This window comes from Sphingobium chungbukense, assembly GCF_001005725.1.
GTDB lineage: Bacteria > Pseudomonadota > Alphaproteobacteria > Sphingomonadales > Sphingomonadaceae > Sphingobium > Sphingobium chungbukense.
In genome coordinates, this window is the sequence record NZ_LBIC01000009.1 from 72,636 (window position 1) to 85,542 (window position 12,907).

Annotated in this window: 9 protein-coding genes; all 9 read right to left on the reverse strand. The window is 55.4% G+C overall.

The genetic code is table 11. From position 1 onward, the window contains the following. Positions 1–136: 136 nt before the first annotated feature. Positions 137–970, reverse strand: coding sequence for a hypothetical protein (locus tag YP76_RS18295; RefSeq protein ID WP_157035822.1), 834 nt, complete (start codon positions 968–970; stop codon positions 137–139). A gap of 353 nt (positions 971–1,323) precedes the next feature. After that, entirely contained in the window at positions 1,324–3,531 is a 2,208-nt protein-coding gene (locus YP76_RS18300; protein WP_232307619.1) for a GumC family protein, read from the reverse strand. Continuing rightward, on the reverse strand, positions 3,531–4,268 hold the full coding sequence (locus tag YP76_RS18305; protein ID WP_046765048.1) for a polysaccharide biosynthesis/export family protein: 738 nt from the start codon (positions 4,266–4,268) through the stop codon (positions 3,531–3,533). The genes YP76_RS18300 and YP76_RS18305 overlap by 1 nt, the downstream gene beginning before the upstream one ends. 29 nt (positions 4,269–4,297) lie before the next feature. Further along, on the reverse strand, positions 4,298–5,533 hold the full coding sequence (locus YP76_RS18310) for an O-antigen ligase family protein (RefSeq protein ID WP_232307620.1): 1,236 nt from the start codon (positions 5,531–5,533) through the stop codon (positions 4,298–4,300). A 534-nt stretch (positions 5,534–6,067) separates the two neighbouring features. Next, the gene (locus tag YP76_RS18315; RefSeq protein ID WP_046765050.1) at positions 6,068–7,501 is read right to left on the reverse strand and encodes a mannose-1-phosphate guanylyltransferase/mannose-6-phosphate isomerase; all 1,434 of its coding nucleotides are present in this window, start codon (positions 7,499–7,501) and stop codon (positions 6,068–6,070) included. Between the two features lie 97 nt (positions 7,502–7,598). Then, positions 7,599–8,684: an acyltransferase family protein gene (locus tag YP76_RS18320; RefSeq protein WP_269748649.1), complete on the reverse strand. Its 1,086-nt coding sequence runs from the start codon at positions 8,682–8,684 to the stop codon at positions 7,599–7,601. Further along, entirely contained in the window at positions 8,681–9,889 is a 1,209-nt protein-coding gene (locus tag YP76_RS18325) for a glycosyltransferase (protein WP_082749204.1), read from the reverse strand. Before YP76_RS18325 ends, YP76_RS18320 begins: the two co-directional genes overlap by 4 nt. 1,002 nt (positions 9,890–10,891) lie before the next feature. After that, positions 10,892–12,166 (reverse strand): polysaccharide biosynthesis protein, encoded by a 1,275-nt coding sequence (locus YP76_RS18330; protein ID WP_046765052.1) that lies wholly within the window; start codon positions 12,164–12,166, stop codon positions 10,892–10,894. After that, on the reverse strand, positions 12,163–12,903 hold the full coding sequence (locus YP76_RS27890; RefSeq protein WP_145907771.1) for an acyltransferase: 741 nt from the start codon (positions 12,901–12,903) through the stop codon (positions 12,163–12,165). Before YP76_RS27890 ends, YP76_RS18330 begins: the two co-directional genes overlap by 4 nt. Positions 12,904–12,907 lie beyond the last annotated feature (4 nt).

Consider the following 12,907-nt stretch of genomic DNA (forward strand, 5'->3'; position numbering starts at 1 on the left):
ATTCAGATGAATGCAGGGGGCCGCCCGGCGCGGTAACGCAGGCTGGGTCACCGCCATTTTTGGGGGCTCCGGGCGATCCGGCGACAGGGGTGGCGCCGGATATGGGTATCAATGATCCCGTGCAACGCGCACTGAGTTATTGCGGCACCGCTTCGAGACCATTAAGTCCTACGGCAAGGCTCATGGGCCAGGCGGACGCACCTGTATTGGCTCTCAAAACCCATCTCTGCCGTGTGCAGCCTGGATCGATCCTGGCCGGGATCCGTTCCTCACGCACATCACCAGGGTTCAGATCCTGGCGCCAGAGAGGCCGATACTGTGCCGAGCGGTTACAATAAAGGATCCATTCCAGCATGAGCGATCCCGTCCTCATCTTTGTCTCTTGCCGGAAACTATAGATACCCGGCTTATAGGCAGTGGACCGTTCGAGCAGTTTAAGGAAACTGTCTGGCGCCACAAGGAATTCGATTGCGCCATGCGGGCGATACGTGCCGCTCACCTCGCGGCCGGCCGGAAGCCTCCATGTCAGCGGAGCGTAAACCTGATTCACCGTGAGAGGCGACGCGCCAAAATAATCCAGCAGTGTCTCTGGTTTCCCCGACAGCGCGGCAGCCCACTTCCTCGCCTCGGGAAACGCATCCTGCTCAAGCATTTTCGCGATCAGCACCGAAATGAGTTCCTTGGGCAAACTTCCTCCGGCCCGGCGCCGGCTCGACAGCATGAGCGCGATCGCTCCAGGCTCGACCTGCCGGCGAACCGCCTGGCTCACGAGAGGCAGGAACCACGGGCGATCGACGTAAGGAGATAGAAGCGCCCTCCCCTCGCTGGTCGCGATCAATCCCGCAAGGCCGGGGAGGATTTCGCTTCCGGTTTCTGGATAGACGCGCAAGATCCGGTCGATATGCGCCAGGACGTCAGCTGCATCATCCGCTTCGGCCGCCCGCTGCAGGAGAGCGGCCTGTACCTGCATGTTGCGCCTCGAGACGTGGGCAGCCAAATGAAGGGCGGTATCCGCCCTCTCATCAGCGCTCACGATGCTCCAGCACCATAGCATGTCGGGCGAGAGGGGCTCTGCCTGCAATCGCTGCCGGATGTGTGCGCTGGTTCCGCACCGCGCACTCGCCGTTCCTAAGCTATTCTTGCCTCGTAGCGTCGCCTCTGCCCTGAAATCCCCCCCGTCTTGCGGATATCGAACACCGAACCAATAAATTTTCAGGCCGTAACGAGCAGCCGGCATGCCGAGGCTGGCGAGTAGGACAAGGACGCTAAGGAGCTTTAGCGTTATAAAGGCTCGCGGCAGTCCTATGCGTGACAGCAGGAGCGTCACCCCGCCTCGCCAACCTCCGCCGTCCTGCCATAGGCATAACCGTACCCATAGCCATAACCGTAGCCATGTTTGGAATAATCCACCTTGTTCACGATCGCCCCAAATAGATGCGCGTTCACCGCTTCGAGACGCTGTAGGGCAGCCTGAGCGGCTCGGCGCGATGTAGAGGCGGATTCCACCACATAGATGACTCCCTCGACCTGGCGCCCGATCAGGGGTGCGTCAGCTAGACCCAGAACCGGTGGGGTATCCACTATGATGTGATCGTAAGACTCAAGGAAACGAGCGATGATTTCCCGGAACATGTCGCTGCTCAGCAGTTCAGCGGGGCTCGGCGGGATCGGGCCTGCGGTCAGCACCGAAAGCCCGCGTTCGCCCGTCGCCTTCACTTGATCGAGCAATGGTTCACCGGCAAGCAGGTTGCTTAGCCCTTCCTTGTGATCCGTTCCAAAATGGCGGTGCAAGGTCGGTGAACGCATGTCTCCATCGATCAAAAGAACCCGTTTGCCCGTCCGCCCGATGACGGTTGCGAGCGCTAGGGAACTGGTCGATTTACCTTCGCCCCGTTTCGTGCTCGTGACGGCAATCGTGCGGGGCAGACCGTGATTCGTGGCGAAGGCGAGACTCGACCGTATGCTGAAATAGGCCTCGGCGAGTTCGGATTTGGGATCTGAAATTTCGGCGATCGTGGCCTCTTCGCCCAAGGGCACATGACCCAATAGTGCAGTCCCCAGTGCCGTACGAACCTCCCCGGGCTCCCTTATGCCCTCGTCGATCTGTTCAAGGCCGAAGACAGCGGCTGCAGACAGCGCGATGCCCGCCAAAGTCGCAAGCGCGATATTCAGCATGAGATTGGGCGCGGATGGCGATTGCGGCACCTTGGCCGCGTCGACGATCACGATGTTGCTCGCCCCGACGGTCCCCGCAACGCCGATTTCCTTGTAACGCTGGAGGAGCGCGTCATAGAGTTGTCGGTTGGTATCGGCATCCCGCTGATAGATATTCTGCTGGATGGAAGCCTGTCGCTGGTCATTTAGCACCTGCTTTAGTGCTTCGACTTTTGCTCTGAGATCCTGCTCGCGCTTGAGTGCCTCCGTAAAGGCCAACTTCCGGCTGCCGCTGATCCGTTCGACCTCGCGCGCGATGGCCGCGTCGAGGGTCGCCATCTGCGCCTTGAGCGCACGTGCGGCCGGATATTTGGGCTCATATTGGAGAATGAGCTTTGCATATTCCGCAGCGGCCTGGGCGCGTCGTGCACGCAGATCGACAATGGCTTGGTTTGTAAGAACCTCCGGGCTGTTCTCGGCAGAGCCATTTGCCCGGCTCTCTGCGGCGATGCGCTCGGCCTCGGCTTGTGTCAGTGCCTGGTTCAGCGCCTCGAGGTTCGCCGAGGCCAAAGTCCTCTGGGTAAATGTTCGCCCTTCAGGATCGCGAGTAGCATCCAGCGTCACAATGCCCTTGTTATTCGCATAGCTAACGACGTCACGCTCTGACTGCTCCAGCTTGTGGCGCAATTGCGCTAGCCGCGTTTCGAGAAATTTCCTCGCATCCGCCGTCGCCGCAAACTGCCGGTCCATCGTCGAGCTAATGAATTGCTGCGCCCATTCATTGGCAATACGCGCGGAGATTTCCGGCTTGCGGCTGGTATATTTGATGTCGATTAATCTAGAGCCCCTGATAGGGGAGATATCGAGATTTTGTTGGAGCAGTGCAACAGCCTGACGAACGCGCGCCTTCTTGGTCTCCGGCGAATTATCGGGAAATCCAATAAGTTCTGCTGGCTTCTTTCCATGCGCTTCGAAAAATTCAGATGTTTCGGCGAGGCCAAGCTCGCGCACCACCCGCTCCGACAGCGACTCTGCCTTCAGCAGTGCATATTGCGTCGCATAAAATTCGACGTCCCGGCCTTCACCGGCTGAATCCAACCCTTCGACATTGGTGACATTCTTCCGCTCCCGGCTCACTTCAATCTGTGAGCGAGCCGTGTAGAGCGGCGCCATCAGAAGGGTCACGACAAGGCCGATTATCACGGCTCCCGCGACGAGGCCCGCAATCAGCAGCCGCCATCGGACAACGGCCTGCCAATAGCGCGTCAGCAGTTGTGCAAGCGAGAAAGTATCCCGATCGACCGATGGCGTGGCCTTGGCATCGCCGGCAATGAGAAGATCCTGGTTAGAGTTCTTCATGGCAGGGTTGGTCGACATCAGCGGGTCAGCCGATCGATGCCAATCACAAGAGGCGTAACCAAAGCTGGCATACCGGCAAGAATATCCTTGAAAAGACGGCGGGACCGGGAATCGCCCACCATGATGACGTCATTGGCGTAAATGTCGGGGTCGGAGTACGCCCCATGTCTTATGGCATCGAGATCATAGAGCGCCGCGTAGCGCTGCCCTCCAACCGTCCGGAAGATCACGACGTCATCGAGCTTTGAATATTCGTCCGTGCCCTCGGCCCGGGCGATCGCCCTCATCAGGGTCATGCGACCCACGACAGGATAGAGCCCGGGCTTCTTGACCTGGCCTTCAATCGTCACCACTCGGCTTACAGTCTCTTTCAGATTGACTGTCACCTGGGGGTCTCTCACATAGGCCGCGCGCAGACGTTCGGCCAAGGCCTGCTCAATTTCTCCAGGCGTCATTCCCGATACGTTCACGACGCCGGCAAGCGGAAAGGAAATCCGCCCGCTGGCGTCAACCTGGATTTCCCGTTCCGAGAGCTCCTCAATCCCGAACACATCGACGACAAGCTTATCGTAAGGCCCGACGAAATAGGGCTGGGTGCCCCCGGTGAGATCAGCCCTCCCAGGTGCCGGAAGCGCATTGGCGTCGATCACCTCAAGCTTTGGATCACCCCCCAGCTGAACTGTCTCAGCACATCCTCCAAGCGCCAACAGAATAGGGCCCGTCAGAGAGTAAAGACATAAGAATTTCTTGTTCATTGTGCTGCAACAGTCAAAAGAGTAAAAAATCAGGGATGCGCAATGGGAAGGCCAATCCTTGCTTCTGCCTTCATCTTGCTGATCCAGACGAAGGCGAGGGACGCAAGGCATGCGAGCGCCGGAACCCGCAACGGATAGTCCGTCACCGACGCAAGCCCTAAAAGCAGAATAAGGATAAGGCCAAGCCGCCCGAGATTACGGGAACAGGGATCTTCTCGGCCCTTGCTGCTGGCAACGGTAACTGCATGCATGAGCCAGAGCAGACAGGAAGAAGCGATGACGACGACGGGCAGGCCCCCCTCAAGAACGATCTCAATCCAGTCGTTATGCACATGGTTCATATATACTGGCGACAAGAGGCCGTCCGGCTCGTGGATCAGGTAGACACTTTCGAAACTTCCTTGCCCCGTTCCCCAGGGCAGATAATTCTCGACCATGCCCATCACAGTCGGCATGATCCGCGCGCGCAGTTCGGTGGACTCATCGGTATGGACAAGCCTTTGTAGGGCCATGTCGCGTCCCGCGTAAACTGCGAACGAAAGGATCGCGATGCTACCAACCAGCCCGAAGGCGAGGACGGCTCTTTGCTTCGCGACATTCGGTGAGGTGCGGCGCCCCGACCGCTCAATCCGACCTTGTTTGAACAGAAAGACAGAAGCGATCGAAAACAAGCCGACCAACAGACCGGCGCGTGATCCGGTGACGAGTATCGACGTTGCGATAAACGCACCGAGGATGATCGCCGCGAACCTGCTCAGAAAACCGCTAGCGTTTCCCGCCCATTGGGAACGATGTTGCTCAACGATATAGGCAAGCATCGGGATCACACAGGCAAGAAATGCCGCCTGGTGATTTCGATTGGCGAATATACCGACGGGCAAGTGTCTGTTCGTGACATCATAGAGGTAAAGTGCACTTCCAGGTTCGCCCGCCATCTGCAGAAGAGCCCAGGTTGTCGTCAGAAGCCCAATTGCAAATAGCAGATAAACGAAGCTTGCTAGCGCACTAACTCTAAGCTGCACCGCCAGCACCAGACATGCGAGGGGCGGCACAACACTCCACAATCCATTATATGTAGCCGCAGAGGCCATTGTCATGGGGCGCCAGACTCGCTCGGCCTCGATTACCTCATCAATCTGGCGAACGAGTACGCGATCCGGAAGCGCCTGCCAGAGGATAGGCGGCAATGGCATCAACTGACAAACGATCAGCAGGAATATCGAACCTCCCGAAAGAAGCAGAAACCGGTTGGATCGGTAATCCATGGCCGACAACCTGAAGAGTCCGATAAAAAGGACAACCAATGAGACCGCCCTCAGCACTACGAGGGAGGCAACATCGTCCCTGGCGGTTCCACCGCAAGAAAATGCGAGGATTAAAAGCAACGCAAGCGTATAACGAGCAAACTTATCGTTATTGGGCTGTGAAATTGTCGATCTCGAAAGGCAACAGCCGCGGTAGGCATTCAGCATAGCTACCGCACTGCGGGTCAAAACACCCACACATGATGATTAAGCGCAACTGCTAGTGAGATTGCGCGAGAGATGCAAGGACCATTTCGTTTAGCTACAATGGCATAGCGAGCCTTTTATATGCTGCCGATTGCGACTCTCGGAACTGCGCGGGTGTTAGGTACCGGCTGACCCCGCTCGGATGGCAATACTCGTATGCAGCGAACGTTACTGAATGAACAACGGTTTAAGCCTGCTTTGATACCTGCTAGATCGTCATTCTCTAGCCCTGCTGCAGACTGCGAGCTATCCGGCAAACTCCCTAACGCGCGCCAACCCAAGCTATAGTCAATTCCTCGCATATACATCAGCGTAGCGGATGATATCGTCTTCTCCGAGATAAGCGCCGGTTTGGACCTCGATGAGAAGCACGGGCAGCTTCCCGGTGTTTTCCAGCCGATGCCTGGCTCCCAAAGGAACGTAGATCGACTGGTTCTCCGTGATCAGGGATATCTGGTCCTCGATAGTGACCTGAGCCGTGCCGGCGACAACAATCCAGTGCTCGGCGCGGTGGTGATGGCTTTGCAGGGAAAGGGACGCCCCTGGCCTCACCATGATTCGTTTGACCTGGAAGCGATCTCCCGAAGCGATACTCTCGTACCAGCCCCATGGCCGAAGATCGCGGTTGGACATGTTCGCCTGTTTGACCCCATTTTCCCGAAGCAGAGCCACCGCCTCGCCGACACGTTGGCTTTCAGACATAGGCGCAACGAGTACGGCGTCCGGCATAGCGACCGCGATCATGTCTTGCAGGCCGATACCGACAAGATGTAGCCCTTCCCCTTCTGTCCTGAGAAGCGTTCCAGAACAGTCTATCGCCGTCACATCGTTCGAACAAACATTTCCTACTGCGTCCTGGCGGCCTTCGTTCCACACGCTTGCCCAACCACCGAGATCAGACCATCCAGCCGTGAGCGGCATCACTGCGAGATTGGAGATCTTCTCCATAATCGCATAATCGATCGAGATACTTTCTACCCCACGCCAGGGTTCCGGCTCCAGCCGAGTGAAGTCAAGATCCAGCCGCGCAGCAGCCAGCGACGACGCGACGGCTGCTGACATAGCGGAAGCATGCGCCGAATAAGCGTCAACGATCGCCTGAACCGAGAATAAGAAGATGCCGGCATTCCACAGGAAATTACCAGCCTCGATCATTAAAGAGGCCCTTTCTGCGTCTGGCTTTTCTACAAACTGCCGCAGTTCCTGTGGGCCGCTGACGTTTAGCTCCCCTGGTTTCAACTCCAGATAGCCATATCCCGTTTCAGCGTGAGAAGGGACTATACCAAATGTGACGATATCACCCGCCAACGCCCGCGGTTTCGCCGCCTCGATGGCCGCATGAAATGACGCGACGTCCGCGATCTGATGATCGGACGGCATCACGAGCATCAGCGCTTCAGGATGCCGATCGCGAAGCCACAGTGCGGCGGCAAGAACTGCAGGCGCCGTGTTACGTGCCTCCGGTTCAATCAACACCCCGTCAGGTTTCACGCCCAGGGCCGCCAGTTGCTCCACTATCGTGAAGCGGAATGGCTCGCCCGTCACAATGATGGGCCGATCGAAAGCGGGACCGAGAACGCGCCGGGCTGTCGCCTGGAACAGGCTCTCGTCGTCAAGCAGTCGAGCAAACTGCTTTGGAAATGACCGCCGGGACAGCGGCCAGAGCCGAGTTCCAGACCCCCCGCAGAGGATGACGGGACATAGAGGGACAGGTTTAATCATAATGGTCCGCTTTTTTCGATGGGAAATGCCTGCCTGTCGAACGTGTTCGAAGCCGTCCGTCAGACAACGTGAAGGGAAAGATCAACATACAAATCAATCAAGATCGGCCTGTCACTACCGCGGAATAGCGCTCCCGCCTGGCGGCGAGCAACGAACGCGCAATTCCGGTAATTGGCCTCTCAACATATCGGAAAACAACGAACCCGATAATTACCGACAATATCGTACAAAGTAGGATATAAGACGTAGCTGACAAATAGCTCGAGTTAGCAGCAGTTATTCCCACTCTTTTCCAGATCATCGTAGTCATTCCAATCACGAATATATGCGACAGATATAGCGAGTATGATGAATCACCAAGGGCTTGGAGAAGAAGGTGCATTCCGGGTCGAACTTTAATGCTTGAAGAGACAGCGAAATACACCAAAAGAGCTGAGAAAGCTCCAGCTGTCCAAAGTCTGGAATCGACCGAAGAACAGAACACAATAAGGGCAAAAGCCGCAAACGCCGCGAAAGGAGCGATTCGACGGGATGCTAACCATCCTTTTAGATAAGCCAATCCCACTGCCATGCCGAGCACAAACTCGAGCGCAATCGGATTCGAGAGAAAACGGGCTATTGCCCCCTCCCCCGGCAATAAATGGACAGCGATGACCGAAATAACAATTATCGCCGTTGAAGGCAGAACGAACCTGCCTATGCTACCTGAAGAAATAAATAGCGCAAATAATAAATAGAAGTAAATTTCGTATGTTAATGTCCAACCCGGCACTAACATGGGCATGATAGCCTGCGGTATGCCGGGATGAAAATGCGGTATGAACAACAGGCTCTGGATGACGTGTCCAGTATCCAGAACTGCGGAGTTAAAGATACCGGGGCGTATGATCAAACCGATAACCATCAACACCGACATGAGCCAGTACATGGGTGCAATCCTGACCAACCGCTTTTCCATAAAGAGGTACGGCGAAGGCGTCGCATTTGCTCTACTGACCGAATAGATCATGACGAAGCCACTGATAATGAAAAATATGTCGACGCCAAACTCGCCCCACGCCAACACGTGTGCGCCAAGGATAGGCCGCACTTCTCTGCTCACGTGGAACAGTACGACCATCAACGCAGCTATTCCACGAAGGTACTGAATAGACAGGATGTCTGCGTGGTGTGACCGTTTCATCGCATATGCATCCCTGTTCGCGGCCTGACGGCGGCAGAATGTGCAACTGGACCAGTGGGACTTGCAGGATGCAGGCTTTCGTAAAGTGCGTTCATTCGGCTCACCGAAAGACTCTCGCAGAATTCCATTTTGAAGCGCCGTCGAGCTCCGCATGCGAGCTCGTTGCACAACTGGTCGTCCAACAATATCCGCGTACAAGCTGCGGCCAGGGCCTTGGGGTCATTTGGCGGCACATTCAATCCGCTTTCGCCGTGCTTGTTGACCCACGGCACGCCGGAACCTGCAATGTTGGTCGCCACCACTGGCAGCCCGTGAGACATCGCCTCGATCAACACCACACCGAAGGCTTCCGAACGCTCGACCGAGGGCATGCAATACAACTCGGCGAGAGAGAAGAGCTCATGCAAAGCCTCATCTTCAAGACGACCGGCGAGGATCACCCTGCTCTGTCCACCCGTCGCCATTATCCGCCCCTCGAGGTCCGCCCGCAGAGGACCGGATCCGACAACCACGACTATCGCTTCATCGGGCAGCATCGATGCGGCCCGAATCAAGGTGTCGAAGCCCTTATAGGGCACCAACCGCCCAACGCTCAGGATTACCCGTCGTCCTTCCAACCTTGATCTTAGATCAGGAGGGATAGCGCTGCGGGAGCTTCCCGCGAATAGACTGACCAAACCACTCTTGTCCGGGACTCCCAGCGGCACTACAGCAATCTTATGGCGGAAGGGTTGAAGCACAGCGGAGGCATCCGCATAAGGGGGCGAGGTACAAATGATCTTGTCCGCCCGGCGGAGCATCAGCTTCTCTACCGGGCGTAGGAAGCGTCCCAAAATGCCCTTGCCAACCACGTCGCTATGCCAGTGAACGATCAGTTTCGTTCCAGTCCCCAGAAGCGCGCTGGCCAGTGCCGCCAACATATTGGGAGCATGCAAATGGACAATGTCTGCTTTTCGCCCTTCCTTCAGAAGCCACCGGAAATAGCGCCACCCGATAGGTTGTGATGCCTGTGAGAAAGCAATTGGCGCACGCAGCACCCGCACGCCATGAAGATCGATCTCCTGTCGTGCTTCCCCTTTCCCGAAGCATGCGACGGTGACGGTGTGCCCATCGGCGGTCGCGCCTCTGGCCAGGCTCTCAGTCACGCTTTCTATACCACCCATGTCCGGTGGATAGTATTTTCCCCAGTGTACTATGCTTGCCATGATACCTCTAAGAGCTGTTTAGACATCGATTTGTCTCACGTCAGGCGACAGACGTATGATCCGATATCCAGACCGTAATCCGATCAGGCTCGAGCGGATTACGCGTCATTCTTCCTTTGTTTTCCGCATTCTCCCCTGGCGGGCGATGTCGCCCGCTTCGAAATGCTTTAGACTTGGACAAACAGGAGCGATCGGTGGTGTCCTTTGCGAAGATGACACACCATCCAGTTGCTCTATTAACGAGAAACAGATCGCCTTAAGTCGATGATCACATGCGTGGGCGATACCAGTCGGCATGGAAACATGGATCGGCATTAATTACTCTATGAAGTCCGCTATTCGACCATTAGGAATGCTCCGATGACCAATAGACGGCTCGGAACGGCCGAAATGGCAGACCCGCGCTTGACGCGGACAAGATCGTCGATGGCAAATGAAACATCGTTTTCGGCACCGATGTCCCGTTGCGATGGCGAAATCCGATTTCATCTTTACTTTTGGAAGCGGGTGCGCCGATCTCCTTTGGCAGTATTCCTCAATACAGACCGTGGACGACGCATGCGCTTTCTTGCACCAGAATAATGCCATCGCCATGAATAGCGCCATTCTGCGGGATCACATGATCTAGGTCAGCACTAAAATGTTTCAAGATGCTCCACACTGGTTTCGCCACGCGCATAAGTTGGGCGATCCGATGGTATCGTCCCGAAAACGCAAGCGATATGGCATAGGAACGGTCTCAATTCTTAGCAGCACAAAATGTAAAACACACCGTCTCGCCAACTTCTCCAGCAATATAGCGTCCACTCACCCGCGGGATGTGATCAATCGCCTTCAGGGGCGAAAATTTTCAGCCAACGATCGGTTCGGGCTCGCAGCCGCGAACGATGATATCTTCTAGCTGATCACGCCGACAACATTCAATCGTCAACGTAGAACGCCGCGAGCATTCTGCCATGCCAACTCAAGTGGGATAAGATTAATTATGACTGCTGGCGAAGGTTACCCGAGGAGTAGGGTCAAACAGATCATTCCCACGAATATCCCGGTTGAAACAACCCACAACTCTGGGTACCATGCGCCCTTGCGATACATCGCAAAGCACTGGACTAGATAATATCCCAGCATCAGTGCCGCATAACCACCCACGAAAGTTTCGAGCACATGGTCTGGCGCGTCAGTTCGCGACACCTCTGCAACGATTATGAGCAAGATGAAGCTTGCAGGAACCAAGAAAATGGAAGTCCATATCGCGACTTTTCCCGATCTTTTGAGCCTCGTATTGAGCAGATCATTCATTGCGATTGCCGACCACAGTATTGTTTGAATTAATATTATTTCACCCGCCATCTCGTGGCGATGAAATGTGTCAACGAATCTATCCCCTAATAGCCATCCCAAATGTTTGGCCAGAGACCATTGCCCGAAAATGCAAGCACCGACGATAGAAGCGATTATGGGAAGAATTTTCCTAATCCGCGCTTCATCCCAACTGAAGATCTGTCGAAACTGCCAGATAATTACGATCTGATGCGCGACGAGCGGCAACGCCGTGGCCCTATATAATACGGAGTAGAGGCCTACCACAGCATCCGAAGCACCGAAACTGAGAATGGTTCGCCCAGCCGTACTTACGAAAACGCCCAGAAGCGCGGTAGCCAACAACGGCGCGGCAAGTCGCAGATTGTCGTAGATGTCGGACAAGGCAAAAGTCGTTCGTACCGCCAGATACGCGCGCACCGTTGTCATTAACAGCACCACCCCGTAACCTAGCAGAAGCGCAAAAATCCAGCCTATTGATCGGCCGCAGCAAGCGAAGAGAGCACCGCCCGCCAACGCAACCAACCAGAACGACGCCTCTAGTATCACCGCTTCGGAACTTTGACCCCGCGATTTCAGCACTGTCGCCCAAAATCCCTGCAGCATAAGCAAGCCGGTTGCTAGCGGAACTAATAGCCATGGCGAACCAATATCATCGACAAAAAATGATCCTGACGCAGCAATCGCCAGCATAGCAGCGCTACTAACCACGATTAGAAGAAGCAGCGTGTCCCAACGGGCGCTACGGTCCTTGCGGATAAGGATTAGCGGTACCGTGTTCGAAAGTCCGAGCGCAGCCAAAATCGAAAGGAAGCTTCCGATAGCCTGTGCTGTCTCGATGCGACCGTAATCGGCCACCGGCAGAAGATTGGCCAATGTAATTGGCGCGAAGAATAGAGCTGCGCGAGCACCAACAAAGACCCCCCCGAAAATTGCCGTACGAACGTAGGTATTCATTTCAATCTTACGAACACCCGCTCGAGTAGCATTGAACGGTCAATTTCTTGCAGATCGCTACGCTGGGACGGCTCAGCGGGAACTGGCAGCGTTCGCATTGGTGCTGACACATAAAAACCTGGCTCTAATAGGTTTCGCGATACTGTAAGCCCCGCACCGACGACAATTTTGTCAGCAATCAAAATTCCGGCCAGGATTAGTGCCCTCGAACCGATATAGACATTATTGCCTACGACTACACGACCATCCACGCGATAACGCCCAGCACCCTCATCGGCATGTACATAACCATGAGTCCACACCTGTGAGCCTTGTCCGGCAAGAGTGGTGTAATCTCCAAGCAGCACCGACATAGTACAATCAATCTTGTGAGACGCGGTAATTTTCGCCCATGTTCCAAGTTTCAGTTGCGCGCGCTGGAGCGTGACCCCTCGTGGTGCTCGTGATACTATATTTCGATTCCCAATCCCTGAATTATTGCCCAGCCACATGTCGATTGGCCCAGTACAAAAGTTCATATGTCCAATATAAGCACCGGAGCGCATTACTAAACGATCGATCCGGATCACTGAGCCATGGCCGATCCGACATCCCGCTCCCAAGTAAAGTCGGCGGGCTGAGACCAATGAGAACCCTACACGCACACCCTTATCTATCTTACCTCCAATCGCGTTTACCACCAGCCGTACAACTGGAGTCGGGAAAATAAACAGGAGAAGCGCCCGGAATATCTGCATCGAG